The sequence below is a fragment of the Achromobacter sp. UBA5777 genome (assembly GCF_002418565.1).
GTDB lineage: Bacteria > Pseudomonadota > Gammaproteobacteria > Burkholderiales > Burkholderiaceae_B > Achromobacter > Achromobacter animicus.
The window spans coordinates 1-23,310 of record NZ_DIEJ01000072.1; the positions used below are offsets into that span (position 1 = coordinate 1).

Annotated in this window: 20 protein-coding genes; 17 read left to right on the plus strand and 3 right to left on the minus strand. The window is 65.3% G+C overall.

Annotated features, from left to right (window positions below):
- From B3446_RS05000 to B3446_RS05010, 3 genes are all read right to left on the minus strand, one after another.
- A partial coding sequence (locus tag B3446_RS05000) for a hypothetical protein (protein WP_291378091.1) occupies positions 1-885 on the minus strand: 885 nt, incomplete at its 3' end.
- 60 nt (positions 886-945) lie between these two features.
- Positions 946-1,440, minus strand: a complete 495-nt coding sequence (locus B3446_RS05005; protein WP_056564603.1) for a MarR family winged helix-turn-helix transcriptional regulator — start codon at positions 1,438-1,440, stop codon at positions 946-948.
- A gap of 11 nt (positions 1,441-1,451) precedes the next feature.
- Positions 1,452-2,345, minus strand: a complete 894-nt coding sequence (locus B3446_RS05010) for an alpha/beta hydrolase (protein WP_291378092.1) — start codon at positions 2,343-2,345, stop codon at positions 1,452-1,454.
- Between the two features lie 239 nt (positions 2,346-2,584).
- Here B3446_RS05010 and B3446_RS05015 point away from each other — a divergent pair, with 239 nt between their 5' ends.
- The 17 genes from B3446_RS05015 to B3446_RS05095 all read left to right on the plus strand — a co-directional run bounded on the left by B3446_RS05015 (position 2,585) and on the right by B3446_RS05095 (position 22,994).
- Positions 2,585-3,751, plus strand: a complete 1,167-nt coding sequence (locus B3446_RS05015) for an ABC transporter substrate-binding protein (RefSeq protein WP_291378094.1) — start codon at positions 2,585-2,587, stop codon at positions 3,749-3,751.
- Positions 3,752-3,947: 196 nt separating this feature from the next.
- A complete protein-coding gene (locus B3446_RS05020; protein ID WP_063953921.1) occupies positions 3,948-4,868 on the plus strand; it encodes a branched-chain amino acid ABC transporter permease in 921 nt (306 codons plus the stop codon).
- A gap of 2 nt (positions 4,869-4,870) precedes the next feature.
- On the plus strand, positions 4,871-5,833 hold the full coding sequence (locus tag B3446_RS05025; protein ID WP_191579458.1) for a branched-chain amino acid ABC transporter permease: 963 nt from the start codon (positions 4,871-4,873) through the stop codon (positions 5,831-5,833).
- An 8-nt stretch (positions 5,834-5,841) separates the two neighbouring features.
- Positions 5,842-6,639: an ABC transporter ATP-binding protein gene (locus B3446_RS05030; RefSeq protein WP_291378095.1), complete on the plus strand. Its 798-nt coding sequence runs from the start codon at positions 5,842-5,844 to the stop codon at positions 6,637-6,639.
- Positions 6,639-7,343, plus strand: coding sequence for an ABC transporter ATP-binding protein (locus B3446_RS05035; protein ID WP_175125965.1), 705 nt, complete (start codon positions 6,639-6,641; stop codon positions 7,341-7,343). Before B3446_RS05030 ends, B3446_RS05035 begins: the two co-directional genes overlap by 1 nt.
- Positions 7,344-7,663: 320 nt before the next feature.
- Complete coding sequence (siaA, locus tag B3446_RS05040) at positions 7,664-9,649, plus strand: biofilm regulation protein phosphatase SiaA (RefSeq protein ID WP_224777006.1); 1,986 nt, start codon at positions 7,664-7,666, stop codon at positions 9,647-9,649.
- Between the two features lie 23 nt (positions 9,650-9,672).
- Entirely contained in the window at positions 9,673-10,212 is a 540-nt protein-coding gene (gene siaB / locus B3446_RS05045; RefSeq protein WP_056564586.1) for a biofilm regulation protein kinase SiaB, read from the plus strand.
- Between the two features lie 37 nt (positions 10,213-10,249).
- Positions 10,250-10,627, plus strand: a complete 378-nt coding sequence (siaC, locus tag B3446_RS05050) for a biofilm regulation phosphoprotein SiaC (protein ID WP_056564583.1) — start codon at positions 10,250-10,252, stop codon at positions 10,625-10,627.
- Entirely contained in the window at positions 10,624-11,421 is a 798-nt protein-coding gene (gene siaD, locus B3446_RS05055) for a biofilm regulation diguanylate cyclase SiaD (protein WP_291378098.1), read from the plus strand. Before siaC ends, siaD begins: the two co-directional genes overlap by 4 nt.
- A gap of 39 nt (positions 11,422-11,460) precedes the next feature.
- Positions 11,461-14,037, plus strand: coding sequence for a sensor domain-containing protein (locus B3446_RS05060; protein ID WP_224777007.1), 2,577 nt, complete (start codon positions 11,461-11,463; stop codon positions 14,035-14,037).
- Between the two features lie 1,117 nt (positions 14,038-15,154).
- A complete protein-coding gene (locus B3446_RS05065) occupies positions 15,155-17,506 on the plus strand; it encodes a bifunctional salicylyl-CoA 5-hydroxylase/oxidoreductase (RefSeq protein WP_291378101.1) in 2,352 nt (783 codons plus the stop codon).
- Positions 17,503-18,294 (plus strand): SDR family NAD(P)-dependent oxidoreductase, encoded by a 792-nt coding sequence (locus B3446_RS05070; RefSeq protein WP_291378103.1) that lies wholly within the window; start codon positions 17,503-17,505, stop codon positions 18,292-18,294. The genes B3446_RS05065 and B3446_RS05070 overlap by 4 nt, the downstream gene beginning before the upstream one ends.
- Positions 18,295-18,336: 42 nt before the next feature.
- Positions 18,337-19,194: an enoyl-CoA hydratase family protein gene (locus B3446_RS05075; RefSeq protein ID WP_175125936.1), complete on the plus strand. Its 858-nt coding sequence runs from the start codon at positions 18,337-18,339 to the stop codon at positions 19,192-19,194.
- Between the two features lie 2 nt (positions 19,195-19,196).
- On the plus strand, positions 19,197-20,366 hold the full coding sequence (locus B3446_RS05080; protein ID WP_291378109.1) for an acyl-CoA dehydrogenase family protein: 1,170 nt from the start codon (positions 19,197-19,199) through the stop codon (positions 20,364-20,366).
- A gap of 62 nt (positions 20,367-20,428) precedes the next feature.
- Positions 20,429-22,069 carry an AMP-binding protein gene (locus tag B3446_RS05085; protein ID WP_291378105.1) on the plus strand — a complete coding sequence of 547 codons (1,641 nt, stop codon included), beginning with the start codon at positions 20,429-20,431 and terminating at the stop codon, positions 22,067-22,069.
- Between the two features lie 27 nt (positions 22,070-22,096).
- Positions 22,097-22,537, plus strand: a complete 441-nt coding sequence (locus tag B3446_RS05090) for an acyl-CoA thioesterase (RefSeq protein ID WP_291378107.1) — start codon at positions 22,097-22,099, stop codon at positions 22,535-22,537.
- A 49-nt stretch (positions 22,538-22,586) separates the two neighbouring features.
- On the plus strand, positions 22,587-22,994 hold the full coding sequence (locus tag B3446_RS05095; protein ID WP_175125933.1) for a RidA family protein: 408 nt from the start codon (positions 22,587-22,589) through the stop codon (positions 22,992-22,994).
- Positions 22,995-23,310: the final 316 nt, after the last annotated feature.

Sequence of the window (23,310 nt, forward strand, 5' to 3'; positions counted from 1 at the left end):
GAACAGCAGATCGCCCGGCTGCGCGCCCTGCAGGCGCGGATTGGCGGCCAGGACGCGCGTACCCGGCGGGTAGGTCATCTCTCCCAGCACGGTGTCGCGCGCCGCCAGGCCTTCGAAGCCGAGCATCCGGCGCTGCGCATCCAGTTGCAGGTCCACCTTCAGCAGGGGGATCCCGGCCACGGTCAGGGCGTCGCTGCCTTCGGTGCGCAGCAGCCAGCGGGGCGCCGTGCCGGTCTTGTCCAGCGCCGTGCCGCGCGCCGCGGGGTCGACCTTCAACCAGGCGCCCGCAGGCACCGGTTGCTGGTCCAGCGTATTGCCGATGGCAAGGTGGCAGCTCGAAAACTGCGGATGCCCGCCTTGCACCACGAATTCGATGCGATGGCCGTGCGCGCACAGCCAGCCTTCCAGCGCCTGGTCGCGCGCGATCTCGGCGGACAGGGTTTCGGGCTGCTTGGGCGTGGCGGGGTAACGGAACAGGCGCGTCGCGGCGACGCCCTGGATGTCTGCCGGGTGGGATTCGGGAAAGACGGCCCGGTCGAACGATGCCAGTTCACCGGGCGTGGCAAGCCGAAGCGTGGTGCCGATGGGCATCTGGACGCCGGCCAGTTGTGTGGGTTGTGACAGCACCGTCTTGCGCGCGTCGTCGGCCTGCGCTTCGCGCTGGACGGAGAACCACTGGCTGAACTGCTGATACGGGAAGATGGCGCCGATGACGGCCAGCACGGCCATCAGGACGGTGCCGGCGCGCCGGTGGCCGGACAGCCAGTCTCGCGCGCCGGGCGAGGTGGCCAGGGCGGCCAGCCAGGTGAACAGCGTGGCGAGGCAGGCGAGCGAAGCCGCCATCAGCACATAGAAATTACCGCCAGGAAGAGAAACCGGAATCATGGCGGCAATTATGCGCCAATCCGGCAGGCCGGACCGTCGCGAAAAAGTCCTGGTCCGCCCTCAGTCGCGGGCCGCCGCCGAGCGCGTGGCCACCACCTGCAGCTTCAGTTCGCCCAGCGCCTGGAACAGGGCGTTGCGGCTGGCCTCGGGCAGTTCGGCAAACATGGATTTGACCCAGTTCTCGTGGGCGCGGGCCATGCGCGCAAAGCTCTTCTTGCCTTGCGGCGTCAACTTGATGAGCGAGCTGCGGCGGTCGGACTCGACCTTGGTCCGCACCACCAGGCCTTCTTTTTCGAGCTGGTCGGTGATCCCGGTGATATTGCCGTTGGTGACCATCATGTGGCGCGACAGCTCGCCCATCTTCATGCCCTTGGGCGCGCGCTGCAACTGCGCCATCAGGTCGAAACGCGGCAGGGTGGTGTCGAAGTCGTTGCGCAGGCGGCTGCGGATCTCGCCTTCGATGAGGTTGGCGCAGGTCAACATGCGCAGCCACAGGCGCAGCGCGTGATGGTCGTCGGGCGCGGCGCGGGATTCCAGGTCGGGGGTATCGGTCATGGCTCGGAAGATTACCGGGAATGCGGGGGTGAAGAGGGCGCCAGACCCATCTGTTCGAAGATGGCTTGGGTCAGCGGGCTGTTCGGATCGTTGAGCGTCAGGACAATATCAAAATGATTGGTCCCCGGCATTGGTACATACCTACCGGGAAAACCGCGCGCCCGCCATGCGGCCAGATAATCATCGCTCTGGCGCTTGAATTCGTCGGTTTCGGATTCACCGTAGCTGACCACCAGCGGGCAGCCCGCCTGCGGCAAATGCAGAGCGGGGCTGTTGCGGATGGCGTCGGCGTCGCTCATGCGCATCCATTCGTTGATGTGGGTGTGCACCAGCGGGCGCAGGTCGAACAGGCCCGACAGGGGCGCGGCGCCTCTGACCACGCCGGGCGGCACGTCATAACCGGCATGCCAGCCGCCGGCGAGCAGCGCGCCGACCAGATGCCCGCCCGCCGAGCTGCCGCAGATGTGGATGCGCGACGGGTCGCCGCCGTATTCGGCGATGTGGTGGTGAATCCAGGCCAGCGCGCGCCGGTTCTGGTCGACGATGCGGTCCAGCGTGACGGCCGGGGCCAGCGAATAATTCACCGACACCACCACCGCGCCGGCCTGCGTGAACGCGGGCGCCATGTTGCTGGATTCGTTCTTGGACAAGAGGCGCCAGTAGCCGCCGTGGATGAACACGAAGACGGGCGCGCCCGACTTGCCGGCCGCGGCTGGAAATATGTCCAGCAGTTCATCCGGATGACCGCCAAAAGGCACGTCCAGCGCGCATTCCAGCGTGCTGCGCGCCGTGGCGCTGTCCTCGGCGTATTTCTTGAGTATCGGTTGGATGTCGGGTACTGTCGCGCGAGCGTTGTACTGGAGGTCCAGTTCGGCGCGATCGTAGTTGCGGTAGAGGGTGACCATGGCGGCAGGTGGTAAAAACCCTAGACTTGTTTTGCCGATTACTTTAAACCTAAACTATGAACCACGCCAGTTTTCCCTGTGCTGCATGAGGGAATTGGGGCGTTGCAGAGCAATCCGTTCTGCAGGCTTGGGCCTGACGGTGACGACATTGGCGCCAACGGCCCGGGCATAGAAGTCTTTCGCATCGCACTTTCAAAAAGAACACCCTCTGCGCGGGCTCGCGCACGGAGCACACCACCATGCGTTTGATCACTTCCTTCCTGGCTGCGGCCGCCCTGATTCCCGCCCTGGCACAGGCCGACACCGTCAAGGTCGGCATCGCCAACGACATCTCGGGCCCGTTCTCGGCGCTGGGCGCCGAAGCCCGCGACGGCTTCAACCTGGCCATCAAGCAATTGGGCAGCAAGCTCGGCGGCCAGCCCGCGGAATTCCTGCAAACCGACATGGGCGGCAATCCGGACCAGGCCCGCCAGCTCGTCACGCGCTACATCCAGCGCGAAAAGGTCGATTTCTTCACAGGCCCCATCGGCTCGAACGTGGCGCTGGCCGTCGGCCCCGCGCTGTTCGCCGCGAAGGTGCCCTACCTGTCCAACAACCCCGGCCCCAGCCAGTTCGCCGGCGCCCAGTGCAACAACTACTGGTTCGGCACGTCGTACCAGAACGACGCCTTCCACGAAGCGGCCGGCAAGGTCGCGGCGGACCGCGGCTTCAAGAAGATGTTCATCATGGCCCCGGACTACCCGGCCGGCAAGGATGCGCTGACCGGCTTCAAGCGCGGCTACAAGACCGCTCCGGGCGACGAGGTCTACACCAAGCTCGGCCAGATCGACTACGCCGCCGAGATCGCACAGATCCGCGCCGCCAAGCCGGACGCCGTCTACATCTTCCTGCCGGGCGGCATGGGCATCAACTTCGTCAAGCAGTTCGTGTCCGCCGGCCTGTCGCAGAACGTCAAGCTGATCGGCCCGGGCTTCTCGGCCGACGAGGACGTGATCCAGGCCGTGGGCGACCCCATGCTGGGCATGTACAACACCGCGCAATGGGCGCATGACCTGGACGTGCCGCAGAACAAGGCCTTCGTCGAGGCCTTCCGCAAGGAATACAACGGCCGTTACCCGTCGGTGTACGCCGCCCAGGCGTATGACGTGATCATGGCCATGGACGCCGCCGTCAAGCAGGCCGGCGGCAAGGCCACCGACCGTGAAGCCATCGTGAAGGCGCTGGAAAAGGCCGACTACCCCTCGGTGCGCGGCAGCTTCACCTACGGCAAGAACCACTACCCGATCCAGGCCTACTACCTGCGCGTCGTTGAGAAGGACGGCAGCGGCCGCATCACCAACAAGCTGGTGGGCAAGGTCTTCGACAAGTACCAGGACGTGTACGTCGGCGACTGCAAAAAGATGTGACCCCCCCCGAGGCGCTGCGCGCTTCCCCCCAGGGGGCGTCGCAGCGGACCGGCAGAGCCGGATCCGCGCGACCTCGCTTGGGGCGGCGGCTCATGACGTGAGCGCTGCGGACGTTGGTTTCAGGATGCAGGTGGGATAGCTTTGGTGAATTGATCGCGAGGGCCCATCGGCGGCGCGCGGCAAGGGGGAAGTTTTCATGACGTTTACGCTGATCGTCGAGCAATTGCTGAACGGTCTGCAGTTTGGGTTGATGTTGTTTCTGATTGCGGCCGGGCTGACCCTGGTGTTCGGGATCATGGACATCATGAATCTGGCTCACGGCTCGCTCTATATGGCTGGCGCCTATGTCGCCGCCGAAACCATGCAACGCACCGGCTCGTTCACCGCCGCGGTTCTTGTGGCGGCGGTTGCCACGGGTATCGTCGGCATCGTGCTGGAACTCTCACTAATCCGCCGCCTGGCGCTGCGCGACCATCTGGCCCAGGTGCTGGGCACCTACGCCGTCATCCTTATCGCCAATGACCTGGTCAAGATGATCTGGGGTCCGGCGCCGGTCATGCTGAACATGCCCGCGATGCTGTCCGGTCCCGTGCGCCTGTTGCCCGACCTGATGTATCCCGCCTACCGCCTGATGATCATTGTCTTCGGCGTGGCCGCGGCCGCGGGCCTGTACTGGTTCGTGACGCGGACCCGTGCCGGCGTGCTGGTGCGGGCCGGGGCGTCGAACCGCCAGATGGCCACGCTGATGGGCGTGCGCGTGCCGCTGCTGTTCCTGGGCGTGTTCGTGCTGGGCGCCATGCTGGCCGCGGTGGCGGGTGCGCTGCTGGGGCCGATCACCTCGGTGCAGGTGGGCATGGGCGAAGAAATCCTGATCCTGGTGCTGGTGTGCATCGTCATCGGCGGCATCGGCTCGATCCGGGGCGCCTTCGTGGGGGCGCTGCTGGTCGGCATGGTCGACACCGCCGGCCGGGCGTTCCTGCCGATGCTGCTGCGCCAGGTGTTTTCGCCGGCTGTGGCGTCCAGCGTCGGTCCGACTCTGGCGGCCATCGCCATCTACGTGTTGATGGCGGCAGTGCTGGTGTTCCGGCCCTCTGGCCTCTTTCCGGCGCGGGGCTGACCATGAAAACCAAGATCTGGACCGTGGTCCTGCTGGCCGCGCTGGCGGTGTTCCCGCTGGTCGCGCCCATGCTGGGCCTGGACTTCTACATTTCCTTCGTGCGGCGCGTGCTGATCTACGCGCTGGCGGCAACCAGCCTGAACCTCATCCTGGGGTATGGCGGCATGGTGGCCTTGGGTCACGCCGCGTTCTTCGGCGCGGGCGCCTATGCGGTGGGCATCCTATCCATGTCGGGCGTCACGTCCGCGCTGGTGTCCTGGCCGGTGGCCATGCTGCTGGCCGGCGTGCTGGCCTGCATCACGGGCGCGATCTCGCTGCGCACACGAGGCGTGTACTTCATCATGATCACGCTGGCGTTCGCGCAGATGCTGTTCTACATCTTCATCTCGCTGCGCCAGTACGGCGGTGAGGACGGCCTGAACCTGCCGGGATATTCCACGCTGCCGGGCATCGACCTGGCCCACGATGTCAGCTTCTATTACCTGGTGCTGGCGCTGTTCGCGCTGCTGATGTGGGCCTTCGGTCACGTCGTCGCCTCGCGCTTCGGTATGGCGCTGCAGGGCATCCGCGAGAACGAATCGCGCATGGAGTCCATGGGTTATCCCGTGTACCGCATCAAGCTCATGGCGTTCACGCTGAGCGGCGCGGCGGCGGGGCTGGCCGGCGCGCTGCTGGCCAACCACAACCTCTTCATTTCGCCCAGCCTGATGCATTGGACCCAGTCGGCCAACCTGCTGATCATGGTGCTGGTGGGCGGCATCGGCCTGCGGTATGGCGGTGTGGCCGGCGCAGTCGTGATGCTGACGCTGGAAGAAGTGCTGCGCCTGTGGACCGAATACTGGCACCTGCCTTTGGGCGTGCTGCTGCTCTGCGTGGTGTTTGGCGCGCCGCGCGGCCTGGTCGGCCTGTTCGGGCCGCTGTTCAGCGGGCGCACGGCGCCGCAATCCGGCAAGGTGGGCTCATGAGCAATCCGATGAATGCCACGACTGGGGCCACGACTGGCCTCACCGCAGGCGGGACACACGCCCTGCAGGCGCGAGGATTGGTCCGGCGCTTTGGTGCGCTGGTGGCCACCGACAACGTATCGCTGTCGTTGGCGCCGGGAGAGATCCATGCCCTGATCGGCCCCAACGGCGCGGGCAAGTCCACGTTGATCCACCTGCTGTCGGGCACACTGTCCGCCGACGCCGGCACGCTGGAAGTCGACGGCCGCGACGTCACTGCAATGAACGCGCACCAGCGCGTGGCCGCGGGCCTGTCGCGGTCCTATCAGATCACCAACATCTTCAAGCAGTCCAGCGTGCTGGATAACCTGGTGCTGGCGGTGCAGGCCCACGCCGGCAGCAGCTTCCGCTTCTGGAAGCCGCGCGCCGCGGAATCCGCCCTGTACGAACAGGCGCGCGAACTGGCGCGCGAATGCGCCATCGATGCCAGCCTGCTGGACCGCGCGGCGGGCACGCTGCCGCACGGCGAGCAGCGCAAGGTGGAATTCGCGCTGGCGCTTGCCGCCCGGCCCAAGGTGCTGCTGCTGGACGAACCGATGGCGGGCATGGGGCCCGACGAGACCGTCCGCCTGACCGAATTGATCGAATCCTTGCGGGGACGCGCCGCCATGCTGCTGGTTGAACACGACATGCAGGCGGTGTTCCGTCTGGCCGACCGCCTGTCCGTGCTGGTGTATGGCCGGGTGATCGCCTCGGGCACGCCGGACGAAATCCGCGTCAACCCCGAAGTGCGCCAGGCCTATCTGGGCGACGAGGAGACCGCATGATGCTGACCATCGAATCAGCCAAAAGCGGCTACGGCGCCAGCCAGGTGCTGTTCGGCGTGGACCTTGAGATCGGCGCGGGGCAGGTTGTGACGCTGCTGGGCCGCAACGGCATGGGCAAGACGACGCTGCTGCGCACGTTGTTCGGCCAGTTGCCCCTGCGCGGCGGCAAGATCCATTTCGCGGGGCAGGATATCAGCGGATGGAGCCCGGACCGCATCGCGCGGGCCGGCGTCGCCATCGTCCCGGAAGGGCGTCAGTGCTTTCCCAATCTGACGGTGCGCGAACACCTGACGGCCTTCGTGGCCGGGCGCAACCCGGAGATCGGCGAACCGTGGACGCCCGATCGCGTCTTCGAACTCTTCCCCCGGCTGGCTGAACGCGCCCGAAACATGGGCAACCAGTTGTCGGGCGGTGAGCAGCAGATGCTGGCCATTGGCCGCGCTTTAGTGACCAACCCCCGGCTGCTGATTCTGGACGAAGCCACCGAAGGGCTGGCCCCGAAAATCCGGGAAGAGATCTGGAACTGCCTGGCGCGTCTGCGTCAGGCCGGGCAGACGATCCTGGTAATCGACAAATATGTCGAAAGGTTACTCAGCCTGGCTGATCGCCATGTCATTCTGGAACGCGGCAAAGTGGTGTGGACCGGGGACTCGCAGGCCCTGGACGCCGATCGCAGCCTCTGGGAACGCTATCTCGGCGTCTAGCCAACGTGTAGTAATAAAGCTGCAATTCGGCCCTGCCAGACGTAACAGCCGCTGATATAAAACGCAATAAATCACGATATATATTGCTGCGGTGAAACTTAAGGTGTCTCGAACGCATCCAGACGTTTGCACCTGTATCAATAAACCCCCTTGGCATCTACACTAGCCGCGCCGGTTGCCCGCATGGGGCGCCGGCGTTCAGGCTCATGGCTCAAAAGGCGGGGCGAAGCACGGGTTCGGCGCCTCGTAAGGTCAGCGCATCCTATCCGCGTCCCCTTTTTCGCGCGTGGCATCGCATCAAGTTGTCAGGAAGACTTTGCATGGCGAAATGGGGATTGCGCAGGAAATCACTGATGGCGCTGCTGTTGGCGTGCCTGGTCGCCTTGGCGCCGGCCGCGCTGATCGGCTGGCAGGTGCTGGACGGCGTCCGCGAGCACTTTGGCCGCGCCTTTTCCGACAACTTCACGCAACTGAACCGCCAGCGCATCCTGGCGCCGGTGTCGCGCGAACTGGCGCTGTCGCAGCGCCTGGCCGACAGCGAGGTCACGCGCCGCTGGCTCCGAAATGAAAACGATCCCGCCGCGCGCGAGCTGTTCTTCCGCGAGGCCGACGGCTACCGGCGCGATCTGCTGGGCGGCGCGTATTTCATCGCCAGCGCCAGTTCCGGCAACTACTACTTCAACGACGACAAGCCGCTGTCGGAGACGCCGCGCTACACGCTCAGCCCCAGCGCGGCCGACGACGGCTGGTTCTACGCCACGATCAAGTCGCCCGCCCGCTACAACATCAACGTCAACCCGGACCTGAAACTCAAGACCACCAAGGTCTGGATCAACGTGCAGATCCGCGACGGCGAGACGGTCATGGGTCTGACGGGCGCCGGTCTGGACGTGGGCGGGTTCCTGAAGGAATTCGTAAATAGCGGCCAGCCCGGCGTCACGCCCATCATCGTGGACGAGGAGGGCGCGATCCAGGCGCACATGAACCCCGCGCTGATCGCCTACAACTCGGGCGCGGCGGGGGCGGGCGGCAAGGGCATGGTCTTTGGCCTGCTGGACGAGGGCGGGGGCCGTGCCGAGCTGCTGTCTGCCATGCATGCCGCCCAGGCGGATCCGCAGTCCGTGCAGTCGGCCTGGGTCAAGATGGACGGCGTGCGCCAGCTCGTTTCGGTGGCGTACATGCCGGAGCTGCACTGGCACGTCCTGACCGTGGTCGACCTGGGCGCGGCCCGGGTGCTGGACACCGGCTGGCTGTGGCCGGCCGCCATCGGCCTGGTGCTGCTGTTTGCCGCGATGCTGCTGTGCTTCGGCTACGCCATCGAGCGCCTGATGCTGCGCCCCTTGCGCCGCCTGCAGCAGTCCGCGCGGGCAATCGCCGACGGCAGCTACGACGTGCGCCTGCCGCCGGGCGGCCAGGACGAAATCGGCGACCTGAGCCGCGCGTTCGGCGTGATGGCTGACAAGGTGCGCAAGCACACGGCCGAGCTGGAAACCAAGGTGCGCGAACGCACCTCGGAACTGGAAGACGCCAACCGCGCCATGGCCGCGGCGCACAAGAAGATCGGCGACTCCATCGACTACGCCAGCCTGATCCAGCGCGCGATCCTGCCGGACCGCCAGCTGACGCAGTCGCTGGGCGCCCACCATTTCGTGCTGTGGAAGCCGCGGGACGTGGTCGGCGGGGATTTCTACGTGTTCCGCGAGGACGGCGCCAACTGCCTGCTGGGCATCATGGACTGCGCAGGCCACGGCGTGCCCGGCGCGCTGATGACGATGCTGGCGCGTGCGGCGATCGACCTGGCGATCACAGAGGTCGGACCGGGCGATCCCGCGGGCATTCTGACGCGTACCGACAACGCCATCCGGGCCATGCTGGCCGACGCGCAACTGCCCCGGGCCCTGGCGACCAATACCGATGCGGGGCTGGTATATATTGACCGGCAAGCCGGCAGGCTGCTGTACGCAGGCGCGAAGATCAGCCTGTACGCAAGCGACGGCGAAAACCTGCATGAGGTGCCCGGCGGCCGGCGTGCGCTGGGCGACAAGCGTATGGGGGTTTACGAGAACAACACGTTGCAGATGGAGCCGGGCTGGACGTATTACCTGGCGACCGACGGCTTTCTGGATCAGGCGGGCGGCGAGCACGGGTTCGGCTTTGGCAATACGCGCTTTGCGGACATGCTCAAGACGCACGCCCGCCGGCCGTTAACCGAACAGGCGGCCGCGTTCAGCCAGGCGCTCGCCGAGTACCAAGGTGGCCGGCCCCAGCGCGACGACATCACCTTGCTGTCTTTCCGTTTCGAATAATCGTTATCAAGGCGGTACCCTCCATGAATGCCTCCGATCTTTACGCGTTGGGCGCGCGATTCGACCAGAACCGCACGTTGCTGTGTTTCAACGGGCCGATCTCGCGCAGCCTGATCGAGGAAATCGGCAATGCGCTGAAGAACTACCTGAACGCCGAGCACGTCCGGCCCGCTGAAGCCATGGACGTGTTTTCGGTCTACATCGAGATGATCCAGAACATCCGCCAGTACGCCGCGCAGAACGGCGACGCGGACGCCTCCGCCACGGTGGTGATCGGCCGCCGCGACGAAAGCCGCTATGTGGTGTCGGCGGGCAATCTGGTCAGCGCGGAAGACGGCCATAGCCTGGTCGCCCGCATCCAGGAACTGGCCGCGCTGGACAAGCCGGCCCTGAAAGCCGAATACAAGGCCCAACTGCACAAGCCGCGTACGCAGGGCGTCGCGTCAGGCGCGGGCCTGGGCCTCATTGACATCGCGCGCCGCGCCGGCGCGCCGCTGGAAGCCAGCCTGACCCCCGCTGCACAGCCGGGCAAGGCCTTCTTCAGCCTGAGCGTGGTGGTCTGAGGACGCGCGCTCAACAGGATTATTTTCGGAGTATTTGATGAAAGACCTGAACATTCCCGGGACCCAGTCCACGCCCGCCATCACCGCCGACGCTGCCGCCGGCGTGCTGGCGATGCGCGGCGACTCCTACCCCGAGAATTCCTTCGAACTGTTCGGCCCGGTCATTGAATGGGTCGAGTCGTACCTGCAGGATCGCGACACGCCGCTGAAGCTGGAGCTGGAACTCCTGTACCTGAACACCAGCAGCATCAAGTCCGTCATGGACATCTTCGATGTGCTCGAGGCCGCGCACCGCAAGGGCCGCGAGGTCGGCGTCACCTGGTTCTACGACATGCGCAACGAGCGCGTGGGCGAACTGGCCGAAGAGTTCAAGGAAGACTGCACGTTCCCGTTCTCGGTGGTTGGCCGCCAATGAAACCGGGCGCCGCCGAACTGGATCAGCGTATCGCCGAGCTGCTGGCGGATCCGGCGCATGCCGGCCATCCGCTGCGCGACGCGCTGGAAGCGCTCTGGCGGCACACCGAGGAACAGATGGCGCGCATTCAGCGCGTCACGCACCTTTCGGACGCCTATCAAAGCATGGCGCACGAACGTGAACTGGGCCTGTGCGACCAGTTCGACCGCCAACTGCGCCGCCTGACCCGCATCGCGCGGATCTCGGATCACTACCAGAACATGATGCGCGACCTGAACCGCGCGCTCGAGGAAACGTCCAGCCGCGACCCCCTGACGGGCCTGTTGAACCGGCGCGCGCTGATGGAAATGATCAAGCAGGAAGTCCAGCGCGCTGCGCGCAGCGGCGACAGCTTTGTCGTCGCGATGCTGGACGTGGATCACTTCAAGGCCGTGAACGACCGATTCGGTCACGAGACGGGCGACCGCGCCCTGGTCGAACTGGCGGGCGTGCTGGGCGAAAGCCTGCGCGAATACGATCTGTGCGGCCGCTGGGGCGGCGAGGAATTCCTCGTGCTGCTGCCCCACACGGACCCGGACGCGGCGCAGGCGGTCATGGACCGCCTGGTCAGCGACGTGCGGGGGCTGGCGATGCCGGCCGGCGACGAAGTCCTGCGGCTGACGGTCAGTATCGGCATGGCGTATCACCAGTTGGGCGAAACGTTTTCGGAGACGCTCAGCCGGGCGGATCAGGCGTTGTATCTGGCCAAGCAGGACGGACGCGATCGCGTCGCCCTTGGTTTTCCGAGGCGCTGAATGAAACCGGAACAGCTGTTATCCGGGTTGGAGCCCCTTATGCTTGATTCTCATCTTGGCGGTTCGCAGTCGAACCCCCAAGGCGCCGCGTGGCATGTGGGCAATTATCTGACGTCGATGGACCGCGCTTTGCTGCTGTTCGACTTCGACGCAGCCGGCTCCTTGTTGAACGGCAATACCAATTTCCTGGCCGCGGTGGGTTACACCCGCGAAGAGGCGCTGACGCTGCGCCACGAGCTGCTGTGCGACAGCATGGACGAAGGCCGTGGCACGCGCAGCGGCGAGCAGGTCTGGGACCGGCTGCGCCGCGGCCAGCACTTCTCGGGGACGTGCCGTTACCGTAAGAAGGACGGCAGCTCGCTGTGGATCGAGGCGACCTACCTGCCGCTGCTGAACGACGCGGGCGAGGTCGGCCGCGTGACGGTGATTTCGCGCAAGTCGATCGCGGACGCGGAGCGCCAGGAAGAAATCCGCCTGCTGATGCTGGGCATCAACGAGACCGGCAACGCGGTGGCGGTGTCGGGTTCCGATGGCCGCATCGTCTACGTGAACGACGGCTTTCAGCGGATGCTCGGTTTTTCCCGTAGCGATGCGCTGGACCAGGATCTGGGCGAACTGCTTTCCGGCGGCCGCGCGGACGGCGGCACGCGCGAGGAACTGCACCGCCGCGTGGCCTGTCGCGAGGGCTATCACAAGGACGTGCTGGTCTACGACCGCGGCGGCAAGCCGCTGTGGGTGTCGGTGATGGCCAACTCGGTGTTCGACGAGCGCGGGACGCTGGTCAACATCGTGGACGTGCTGACTGACATCACGCCGACGAAGGTGCACGAGGTGCTGCAGCGCCGGGTGCTGCAGGCGATGGTGAACGAGGCCTCGGTGGTCGAGGTCATGAACATGGTGTGCCGGGAGGTCGAGCGCCTGGCGCCGGAAGTGGCGGCGTCGGTGGTTCGCGTGGACGACGCGGGCCTGTTGCGCCCGCTGGCGGCGCCGAGCCTGCCGCAGGGCTATTCGGACGCGCTGGAAGGCGTGCCGATCGGCCCGCAGGTGGGCGCCTGCGGCACGGCGGCGTTTCTAGGCCGTCCGGTGATCGTCCCGGACATTGCAACAGACCCGCTGTGGGACGATTACCGCCATCTGCCGCTGCCGGAGGAATACAAGGCGTGCTGGTCGTCGCCGATCAAGTCGAGCGATGGCCGGGTGATCGGGACGTTCGGTTTCTATTTCCGCGAACGCCGGCTGCCTGATGATTTCCATCACCGCCTGGTGGACGTGTGCGTGTACCTGTGCGCGCTGGCGCTGGAACGCGAGGAAGCGCGCGCCCGCATCCGGCAATTGGCGTTCTATGACGAACTGACGGGACTGCCAAATCGCAATCTGCTGTTGGCGCAGGCGGAGCAGGCGATTGCGCGGGCGGAGCCGGAGCGCAAGCGGGTGGCGGTGCTGTTCCTGGATCTAGACCGTTTCAAGCAGGTGAACGATACGCTGGGCCATCCGATCGGGGACGCGCTGCTGCGGGATGTGGCGCAGCGTCTGCGCCGGTTGGCGCGGGCGACGGATATCGTGGGCCGGCTTTCCGGCGACGAGTTCGTGATGCTGATGCCGGAGTTCGAACATGGCCGCTTGACTGCGGCGGCGGAACACATCCTGGTGGCGCTGGCGCAGCCTTTCTCGGTGGGCGGCATCACGCTGAACCCGTCGGTGAGTATCGGCATCAGCGTGTTCCCGGAGAACGGCCGGGACATGGATACGTTGCTGCGTCACGCGGACATGGCGATGTATCAGGCGAAGACGGCGGGCCGCAATCGCATTTCGTTCTTCAGCGCTGAGATGAATCGTCAGGCGCAGGAGCGGTTGGCGCTGGAAGCGGCGCTGCGGGATGCGTTGGAAGCGAAGGCTTTGCGTTTGCACTATCAGCCGCAGGTGGGGTTGAAGAACGGCAGCCTGTATGGGGTGGAGGCGCTTGCACGTTGGCGCCATCCGACGCTGGGGGATATTTCGCCGGCGCGCTTTGTACCGCTGGCGGAAGAGTGTGGGCTGATCGGTGATCTGGGCGACTGGGCGTTGCGCGAGGCCTGCTCGCAACTGGCGATCTGGCGCAACAACGGTCTGCGTGTTCCTTCGGTGTCGGTGAACCTGTCGGCGACGAATTTCCACAATCTGAACTTGCCGCGGATGATTGCGGCGACGTTGGCTGAGTTCGGGTTGGCGCCTGCGGATTTGATGCTCGAGATTACCGAGGGCGTGGTTCTGGATGCCACGGCCGGGACGTTGCGCACGATTGCTGAACTGCATCGGTTGGGCGTACGGCTGTCGATGGATGACTTCGGGACTGGATATTCCAGCCTGGGGCATTTGCGGCGCTTGATCGTTGACGAACTGAAGCTGGATCGCAGTTTCGTGCAAGGGTTGGAGAGCGATGATGCGGCTCGGGCGCTGACCAGTGCTGTGATCCGGATTGGGGAGAGCTTGAGTCTGCCGGTTGTGGCTGAGGGCGTTGAGAACGAAGAGCAGCGGCGGTTTCTGATCGAGCAAGGGTGTGCTGCGGGGCAGGGGTTTCTGTTTTCGCCGCCTTTGCCTGCGGGGGATCTTGAGGAGTGGTTGCGGGCTCGGGGGTGAGTGGTTCGCTTCGTTTGTCGGATTGAGTTCTTGAGGCGTCCGGCACGGTGGCGTCCCGGGGCGCGCGGGGCCACGATTGCGGTCCGGAGCCTTCGCTCCGGACNNCCGCACCGGACTCTGGCAATTGAAATCTGATGGCCGCTGGGACGATCAGCGTGCTTGGCATTTTTGCGTAGGGACCTTCGGACTAGAAGCATTTTGCTCTGCCCGTCTCCGTTCGGCCGCGCGGGCGGTCTCCGGAGACTTACGCGGCGTCTTGCGTTGTGGTGATGACGCTTCGCGAGTAGGTAGCGTTTGGGTGTCGGAAACCCGTAGATTCGTAAGACCGATTAGGGTGTCAGGCACCGTCGGATTCGTAGGACTGACTCGGCTGTCTGACACCAGGGAGCGCTCCGATCGCCATTCATCGTCACTTGAACTCAAGTGCCCTATGGGCGGCGCGAACCGGTCGGCAGGCTGTGGCGAACCGTCGCCGCGCCGCCCATCACCGCTCTCTCCACGGTGATGCTGGAGCTTTAGAACCCCACTCTCCGCAAGCGCGCAAGCGACTACCTCCACGACGACCCACAGCGCGTATGCCGATCGTGGCCGCCCGCGCGGCCGCGACTCGGCGGGCCCCGCAAGACTCGTCCCTGACCACGGCTCTAGCAGCGCTCCGAATCATGCACATCGCAGCTCCTCGGTGCGGGCGACAGGGGGCCGAGCGCCGTCGATGCGCCCGAGGGAATCTGAAGGGAGCCGAAGGCGGACGAAGATGACGAAGGGGGAGGCCGGAGCGAAGGCTCCGGACCGCAATCGTGGGCGCTCGGCCCCCTGTTGCCCGTGCCGAGGGGCGGGAGAAGAACGCCGCGACCGTCAAATCAAAGCCGCAGCCAATCGAAGTCACAGTCAAAGGCGCCTCACCCCACACCCCACACCCCGTACCCCCCCGCCCGGACACCCCCTCCAGCCGTCCCCATTTCCCCTCCCCCCTCCAGCATCACTAAATACTTTCCCTCATTTGCACACCCACCACTTCCGATATATATTTCAAGCCTAAACTATCCAGACCTAAATATCTGCGGCTTCCGCTCCAGCACCACAGAGCGACTGTCGCGTACTTGGAGCGTATACGGCAATGAAGATAGTCTGCATCGGCGGCGGTCCCGCCGGCCTGTATTTCGGTCTGCTCATGAAACTGCAGAACCCCGCCAACGAAGTCACCGTCATCGAACGCAACCGTCCGTATGACACTTTTGGCTGGGGCGTGGTCTTCTCCGACGCCACCATGCAGAATTTGCGTGAGGCCGATCCCGTATCCGCGCAGACCATTGGCGATGCGTTCAACCATTGGGATGACATCGACATCCATTTCAAGGGACGCAGCATCCGCAGCAGCGGCCACGGCTTTATCGGCATTGGGCGCAAGAAGCTTCTGAACATCCTGCAGGCGCGTTGCGAAGACGTGGGCGTGAAGCTCGTTTTCGAGAACTTCGTCCAGGACGACCAGGCCATCGCCCGTGAGTACGACGCCGACCTCGTCATTGCCTCGGACGGCATCAACAGTCAGATCCGTACCCGGTACGCCGATACGTTCCATCCCGACATCGACCAGCGCCGCTGCCGCTTCGTGTGGCTGGGCACCAAGAAGGTGTTTGATGCCTTCACCTTTGCCTTCGTGCAGACCGAGCACGGCTGGTTCCAGGCGCATGCCTATCGGTACGAAGATGGCATGTCCACGTTCATCGTGGAGACGCCGGAGGAAACCTGGCAGGCTGCGGGCATCGAGCAGATGAGCCAGGAAGAGGGCATCGCCTATTGCGAGAAGCTGTTCGCGCCCTGGCTGGACGGCAATCCGTTGATCAGCAATGCGTCGCACCTGCGTGGGTCGGCCATCTGGATCCGTTTCCCGCGCGTCATCTGCAATACGTGGGTCCACTGGAACAAGCTGGACACCGCCCGTGGCGAGCGCCGCGTGCCGGTCGTGCTGATGGGCGATGCCGCGCACACCGCGCACTTCTCCATCGGATCGGGCACCAAGCTGGCGCTGGAAGACGCGATCGAGCTGGCGCGTTGCCTGAGCGGCGCGGAAGGCAGCGTCGAGGCCGGGCTGCGTCATTACGAGGAAGTGCGTAGCGTCGAGGTCCTGAAGATCCAGAACGCCGCCCGCAACTCCACCGAATGGTTTGAGAACGTCGAGCGCTACGCCGACCTGGAACCCGAGCAGTTCGCGTATTCGTTGCTGACCCGTTCGCAGCGCATTTCGCACGAGAATCTGCGCCTGCGCGATCCGGCCTGGCTGGAAGGCTTTGAGCGCTGGATCGCGGAACGCGCGGGCGCGGCCACGCCCGAGGGCCGGCGTCCGGCGATTCCGATGCTGACGCCTTACCAGGTGCGCGGCGTGCGCCTGAAGAATCGTATTCTCGTGTCGCCGATGGCCATGTATTCGTGCACGGACGGCGTGCCGGGGGATTTCCATCTGGTTCACCTAGGTGCGCGCGCCATGGGTGGCGCCGGGTTGGTGATGGTGGAAATGACCTGCGTGTCGCCCGACGGCCGCATCACGCCGGGGTGCCCGGGGCTGTGGAATGACGAGCAGCAGCAGGCGTTTGCCCGCATCGTGACCTTTGTGCACGGCAACAGCGATGCGCGCATTGGCATGCAGTTGGGTCATGCCGGCCGCAAGGGGTCGACGCAGCTCGGTTGGCAGAAGATCGATCATCCGCTGGCGGAAGGAAACTGGCCGCTGGTGTCGGCGTCGGCCCTGCCGTACATCGAAGGCGTGTCGCAGACGCCGCGCGCCATGACGCGCGCGGATATGGACGAAGTGCGCGACAACTTCGTGGCGGCCGCGCGCCGCGCGGCGGCTGCCGGCTTCGATTGGCTTGAGCTGCACTGCGCGCACGGCTATCTGTTGTCCAGCTTTATTTCGCCGCTGACCAATCGGCGTGAGGATGAATACGGCGGCAGTCTGGAGAACCGGCTGCGCTTCCCGCTGGAGGTGTTCCATGCGGTGCGCGCGGTGTGGCCCGAGGACAAGCCGATGTCGGTGCGGATCTCGGCCAGCGATTGGGTGGAAGGCGGCATCACCGCGGACGATGCGGTCGAGATCGCGCGTCACTTCAAGGCGGCCGGCGCCGACATGATCGACTGCTCGTCCGGTCAGGTCAGCAAGGAAGAAAAGCCGGTGTACGGCCGCATGTTCCAGACGCCGTTTGCCGATCGCGTCCGCAACGAAGCCGGCATCCCGACGATTGCCGTGGGCGCCATCTTCGAGGCCGATCACGCCAACGGCATCATCGCCTCGGGCCGGGCAGACCTGTGCGCGCTGGCACGTCCCCATTTGGCTGACGCCTCCTGGACGCTGCGCGAAGCGGCGCGTGTGGGCTATGTTGATGTGTCGTGGCCGAGCCAGTATTTCGCCGGCAAGCGCCAGCTTGAAACCAACTTCGAACGCGCCGCCGCGATGGCGCAACTGGATATCAAATGAACGCACAATCGCTACCGCTCGCCGGGCGTCACGCCCTGGTGACGGGGGGCGCGCGCGGCATCGGTCTGGCAGCCGCCCGGGCGCTGCTTCAGCGCGGCGCCCGCGTCACGCTGCTGGGCCGCGATGGCGGCGCGCTGGACACGGCTGCCGACGAGCTGGCCCGATTGGGTCAGGTGCAGGCAGTCAGCGCGGACATTGCCGAGGAAGCCTCGGTGCGCGCAGCCTTTGCGCAGGCCGAGTCCGAGTTCGGCCCGGTGCTGATCCTGGTGAACAACGCGGGGCAGGCGGTCAGCCAGCGCTTTGACCGCACGGATGCCGCGCTGTGGAACCAGATGCTTGCCGTCAATCTGACGGGCACCTTCCACTGCATCCAGGCGGCATTGCCCGGCATGCTGCAGGAAAAGTGGGGCCGTGTGATCAACGTGGCCAGCACCGCAGGGCTGATCGGCTATGGGTATGTAAGTGCCTACTGCGCTGCAAAGCACGGCGTGATCGGGTTGACCCGGTCGCTGGCGCTGGAAACGGCGCAGAAGGGCGTGACGGTCAACGCGGTCTGCCCGGGCTATACCGAGACGGACATTGTGCGCGGCGCCGTCGCGAACATTGTCGAGAAGACCGGCATGACGCCGGAAGCTGCCCGCCTGAAACTGGCGGAGCGCAACCCGCAGGGCCGCCTGGTGCAGCCCGAGGAAGTGGCCGAGACGGTCGCGTGGCTGGCGCTGCCGGCCTCCGCTTCGATCAATGGCCAGGCGATCGCCGTCGACGGCGGCGAAGTGATGACCGGCTGAGGCCGGCGTTCCATCCACCCAGCATTCATGAACGGAGACACCATGAGCACGCAGCCCGAAGAGCACACCATGAAGCATCACAAGCGTCCCATCGCCGGCTACCAGGCGAAGACGTTCCTGTGGCAGGTGTCGGACGACGGCAAGGTCGGCACCATTACGCTGAACCGTCCGGAGCGCAAGAATCCGCTGACGTTTGATTCGTACGCGGAACTGCGCGATTTCTTCCGGTCGCTGGTGTATGCCACCGACATCAAGGTGGTGGTGGTGACGGGCGCGGGCGGCAATTTCTGCTCGGGCGGCGACGTGCACGAGATCATCGGCCCGCTCACGAAGATGAGCATGCCGGAACTGCTGGATTTCACGCGCATGACGGGTGATCTGGTCAAGGCCATGCGCGCTTGCCCGCAGCCCATCGTGGCGGCCGTGGACGGCGTTTGCGCCGGCGCGGGGGCGATGGTGGCGCTGGCGTCGGACATGCGGTTGGGCACGCCGGCCGCGCGGACCGCGTTCCTCTTTACCCGCGTGGGTTTGGCGGGGGCCGACATGGGCGCATGCACGCTGCTGCCGCGCATGATCGGTCAGGGCCGTGCCTCCGAGCTGCTGTACACCGGCCGCGCCATGACGGCCGACGAGGGCGCGAGCTGGGGCTTTTTCAATGCGCTGCACGAATCCGGAAAGTTGCTGGAAGCGGCGCAGACGCTGGCGGCGCAACTGGCTGCGGGTCCGACGTTTGCGCACGGCGTGACCAAGAAGCTGTTGCATCAGGAATGGAACATGGGTGTGGACGAGGCCATCGAGGCCGAAGCCGAGGCCCAGGCCATCTGCATGCAGACGCGCGATTTCCATCGCGCCTACGAGGCCTTTGTGGCCAAGCAGAAGCCCGTCTTTGAGGGGAACTGATGATGCGCGACGCAAGCTGGCTGGACTGGCCCTTTTTCGATGACGCGCATCGCAAGCTGGCGCATGACGTGGACGCCTGGTGCGAGCAGTCGCTGGGCGACGTGGACCATCACGACGCAGATGCGGCATGCAAAAAACTGGTCAAGGCCATGGGCCAGGCCGGCTGGCTGCGCTACGCGGTGGCGGGCGGCCCCGGCGAGGCGTGGGGCGGCGCGCTGCCGGAGGTGGACTCGCGCGCGGTGTGCATCCTGCGCGAGACGTTTGCCCGGCATGAGGGATTGGCGGACTTTGCGTTTGCGATGCAGGGCCTGGGCAGCGGCGCGATTTCGCTGATGGGCTCGGATGCGCTGCGCCAGCATTACCTGCCGCGCGTGGCGCGCGGCGAGGCGATTGCGGCCTTTGCGCTGTCGGAGCCCGATGCGGGCTCGGACGTGGCGGCGCTGGCCTGCGAGGCCAAGCTGGACGGCGATCACTATGTGCTGAATGGCGCCAAGACGTGGATTTCGAACGGCGGCATTGCGGACTTCTATGTCGTGTTCGCGCGCACGGGCGAAGCGCCGGGCGCGCGGGGCATCAGCGCCTTCGTGGTGGATGCGGACAAGCCGGGGTTCGAGGTGGCCGAGCGCATCGACCTGATCGCGCCGCATCCGCTGGCGACCATCACGTTCGACAACTGCCGCATCCCGGTGACGCACCGGTTGGGCGACGCAGGGCAGGGTTTCAAGCTGGCCATGATGACGCTGGACATCTTCCGCGCGTCGGTGGCGGCGGCGGCGCTGGGGTTTGCGCGCCGGGCGCTGGATGAAGGATTGGCGCGCGCCAAGTCGCGCCGCATGTTCGGCCAGACGCTGGCCGACCTGCAACTGACGCAAGCCGCGCTGGGCGAGATGGCAACCGCCATCGACGCCTCGGCGCTGCTGACGTACCGCGCCGCGTGGATGCGCGACGTGCAGAAGCTACGCACCACGCGCGAAGCGGCGATGGCCAAGATGACGGCCACGGAGTCGGCGCAGACGGTGATCGACCGGGCGCTGCAGATGTTCGGCGGCGCTGGCGTGGTGTCGGGGATGCCGGTGGAGAAGCTTTACAGGGAAATCAGAGCGCTGCGTATCTACGAAGGCGCCACGGAAGTGCAGAAGTTGATCATCGCCCGTGAATTGCTGAAGGCATAAAGGGCCATCGAGCGCCTGCTTTTTGCAACGTAAACCGCATCGCACAGCCAAGGGGAATTTTCATGGAAGTATCCGCCCACATCGACACCTTTGCCCGGGACAACCTGCCCCCGGGCGAACAATGGCCTGAGTTCCTGCTGGATGGCCCCGACGTGGCCTATCCAAAGCGTTTCAATTGCGCGGTGGAATTGGTGGACGCGATGGTCGGCCAAGGCCACGGCGATCGCGTGGCGCTGCGCTGGCGCCAGGACGGCAAGCCGGCAACGATGACCTACCGCGAACTGGCCGCGCTGACGAACCGCATCGCGCGCGTGCTGACCGAGGACATGAAGCTGGTGCCGGGTAATCGCCTGCTGCTGCGCGGTCCGAACAATCCGATGATGGCGGCCTCGTGGCTGGCGGCGATCAAGGCGGGTCTGGTGACGGTGCCGACGATGCCGCTGCTGCGTTCGAAGGAACTGAAGCAGATCATCGAGAAGGCGCAGATCCAGGCGGTGCTGTGCGACGTGCGCCTGAAGGACGAGGCGCAGTTCTGCGCGCAGCCGGATCACGAGAACCACTGCCCGGGTCTGGCGCAGGTGATGTACTTCAACGATTCGGCGGCCGATGCGCTGGACGCGCTGGCGGCCGGCAAGCCTGACACGTTCGAGGCGTGCGATACGGCGGCGGACGATGTGTGCCTGATCGCGTTCACCAGCGGCACGACGGGCTCGCCGAAGGGCTGCATGCATTTCCATCGCGATGTGCTGGCGATGTGCGATCTGTTTCCGAAGCATGTGATCAAGCCGGGTCCGGACGACATTTTCTGCGGCACGCCGCCGCTGGCGTTCACGTTCGGGCTGGGCGGCCTGCTGTGCTTTCCGCTGCGCGTGGGCGCGAGCACGGTGCTGGCCGAGAAGCTGTCGCCGGAGAGCCTGCTGGAACTGATCCAGGAGTTCCGCGCGACGATCGTGTTCACGGCCCCGACCTTCTACCGCCAGATGGCGGCGCTGGTGGGCAAGTTCGATCTGTCGTCGCTGAAGAAGAGCGTGTCGGCGGGCGAAGCGCTGCCGGATGCGACGCGCCAACTCTGGAAGGATGCAACGGGGATCGAGATGATCGACGGCATCGGCGGCACGGAGATGATCCACGTGTTCGTGTCGAGCCCGCCTGAGTCGGTGCGCCGCGGCGCGATCGGCCGCGTGGTGCCGGGGTATGTGGCGCAGATCGTTGACGATGAGATGAAGCCGGTGCCGAACGGGACGGTGGGCCGGTTGGCGATCAAGGGGCCGACGGGCTGCCGCTATCTGGCGGACGAGCGCCAGCGCCGGTTCGTGCAAGACGGCTGGAATCTGCCGGGCGACACGTTTGTGCAGGATGACGACGGCTATCTGTTCTATCAGGCGCGCAACGACGACATGATCGTGTCGGCAGGCTACAACATTGCGGGTCCGGAGGTCGAAGACGCGCTGCTGCGCCACGAGGCGGTGGCGGAGTGCGGGGTGGTGGGCGCGACGGACGACGAGCGCGGTCAGGTGGTGAAGGCGTTTGTGGTGCTGAAGCCGGGGTTTGCGCCAAGCGCGGAGCTGGTGACGGCGATGCAGACGTTCGTGAAGGCGAATATTGCGCCCTACAAGTACCCACGCGCGATCGAGTTCGTGGATACGTTGCCGCGGACGGAGACGGGTAAGTTGCAGCGGTTTGCGTTGCGCAAGATGGCGTGAGCAGGTAGAGGCATCAAAGGAAACATCATGGCAGCACCAATCACGACGGCTCCTTTCGTGAGCCAGGTAGAAGTCCGATTCCGCCATTGCGATCCGGCGGGGATCGTGTTCTATCCGCGCTATTTCGAGATGATCAATGATTTCGTCGAGGAGTGGTTCGACAAGGGAATGGGGCTGCCGTTTCATGCGCTGCATGTGGAGCGGCACATCGGTACGCCGATGGCGTCGGTGACGTGCGATTTCAGCGCGCCGAGCCGGTGGCACGAGAAGCTGTGCCAGACGCTTTCTGTACAGCGTATTGGTGGCGCGTCGTTCAAGGCGCTGGTGCGGTTTGAAGGGCCGGACGGGCAGTTGCGGTTGTCGGCGACGCTGACGATCGTGACGGTGGATCTGCGAACGATGAAGTCGATGCCGCTGCCTGCGGATCTGCGGGAACGCATGCAGCATTTTCTGGCAACCGCGGCATAAGCGGGCGCCACCCTGTGGTTTGTTTATTTGATCAATAGGATGAGACGTTATGAAGATTCTGCAACCGCCGGATTGGATGGCGCCCCGGGGCTATTCGAATGGTGTGCTGACCGAGATGCAGGTGGGCAGCAAGATTGTGTTCGTGGGCGGACAGGTGGGATGGAACGGGCAGCAGCAGTTCGAGTCCGATGACTTTGCGGACCAGGTGCGTCAGGCGCTGTTGAACATCGTGCAGATTCTTGCCGAGGGCGGGGCGAAGCCTGAGCATATCGTTCGGATGACTTGGTATGTGACGGATAGGAAGGAATACGTTGCGGCGTATCCGGGTATCGGTAAGCACTACCGGGAGTTGATCGGCCGGCATTTCCCGGCGATGACGGCGGTGGAAGTGGCCGCTCTGGTGGAGGATCGCGCGAAGGTTGAAATTGAAGTGACCGCGGTGGTGCCTGCGCAGTAGGGGTTTATTCGGTTTGACGGTGTATCGAAGGTTCGCCGCTTTTGCTTTCCGGCCGGCACCGGGGGGCTAGGGTGGCGGGCCTTCGGTGCTTGTGGGATGGGTTTTTCTGGTGGGCATGCCGTTGAATTCAGGTGTCTGACACCCGCATGGGACGGTCGGCACTGCACGGCGGTCGTCGCGGGGTGTCTGACACCGTGCGCGGTGCGTAGGATTGTTAGCTCTGGGTGTCAGGGACCGGTTGATGATGCACCGGTCGCGGGTTCTTTAGACGCCCGGCGCGGCGGCGGTCTGGGGCGCGCGGGGCTACGATTGCGGT

Excerpts from the sequence above, each read along its gene's own strand:
- B3446_RS05005 (WP_056564603.1), bottom strand. The coding sequence starts at position 1,440 with ATGACCGATACCCCCGACCTGGAATCCCGCGCCGCGCCCGACGACCAT.
- B3446_RS05010 (WP_291378092.1), bottom strand. The coding sequence starts at position 2,345 with ATGGTCACCCTCTACCGCAACTACGATCGCGCCGAACTGGACCTCCAG.
- B3446_RS05015 (WP_291378094.1), top strand. The coding sequence starts at position 2,585 with ATGCGTTTGATCACTTCCTTCCTGGCTGCGGCCGCCCTGATTCCCGCC.
- B3446_RS05020 (WP_063953921.1), top strand. The coding sequence starts at position 3,948 with ATGACGTTTACGCTGATCGTCGAGCAATTGCTGAACGGTCTGCAGTTT.
- B3446_RS05025 (WP_191579458.1), top strand. The coding sequence starts at position 4,871 with ATGAAAACCAAGATCTGGACCGTGGTCCTGCTGGCCGCGCTGGCGGTG.
- B3446_RS05030 (WP_291378095.1), top strand. The coding sequence starts at position 5,842 with ATGAATGCCACGACTGGGGCCACGACTGGCCTCACCGCAGGCGGGACA.
- B3446_RS05035 (WP_175125965.1), top strand. The coding sequence starts at position 6,639 with ATGCTGACCATCGAATCAGCCAAAAGCGGCTACGGCGCCAGCCAGGTG.
- siaA (WP_224777006.1), top strand. The coding sequence starts at position 7,664 with ATGGCGAAATGGGGATTGCGCAGGAAATCACTGATGGCGCTGCTGTTG.
- siaB (WP_056564586.1), top strand. The coding sequence starts at position 9,673 with ATGAATGCCTCCGATCTTTACGCGTTGGGCGCGCGATTCGACCAGAAC.
- siaC (WP_056564583.1), top strand. The coding sequence starts at position 10,250 with ATGAAAGACCTGAACATTCCCGGGACCCAGTCCACGCCCGCCATCACC.
- siaD (WP_291378098.1), top strand. The coding sequence starts at position 10,624 with ATGAAACCGGGCGCCGCCGAACTGGATCAGCGTATCGCCGAGCTGCTG.
- B3446_RS05060 (WP_224777007.1), top strand. The coding sequence starts at position 11,461 with ATGCTTGATTCTCATCTTGGCGGTTCGCAGTCGAACCCCCAAGGCGCC.
- B3446_RS05065 (WP_291378101.1), top strand. The coding sequence starts at position 15,155 with ATGAAGATAGTCTGCATCGGCGGCGGTCCCGCCGGCCTGTATTTCGGT.
- B3446_RS05070 (WP_291378103.1), top strand. The coding sequence starts at position 17,503 with ATGAACGCACAATCGCTACCGCTCGCCGGGCGTCACGCCCTGGTGACG.
- B3446_RS05075 (WP_175125936.1), top strand. The coding sequence starts at position 18,337 with ATGAGCACGCAGCCCGAAGAGCACACCATGAAGCATCACAAGCGTCCC.
- B3446_RS05080 (WP_291378109.1), top strand. The coding sequence starts at position 19,197 with ATGCGCGACGCAAGCTGGCTGGACTGGCCCTTTTTCGATGACGCGCAT.
- B3446_RS05085 (WP_291378105.1), top strand. The coding sequence starts at position 20,429 with ATGGAAGTATCCGCCCACATCGACACCTTTGCCCGGGACAACCTGCCC.
- B3446_RS05090 (WP_291378107.1), top strand. The coding sequence starts at position 22,097 with ATGGCAGCACCAATCACGACGGCTCCTTTCGTGAGCCAGGTAGAAGTC.
- B3446_RS05095 (WP_175125933.1), top strand. The coding sequence starts at position 22,587 with ATGAAGATTCTGCAACCGCCGGATTGGATGGCGCCCCGGGGCTATTCG.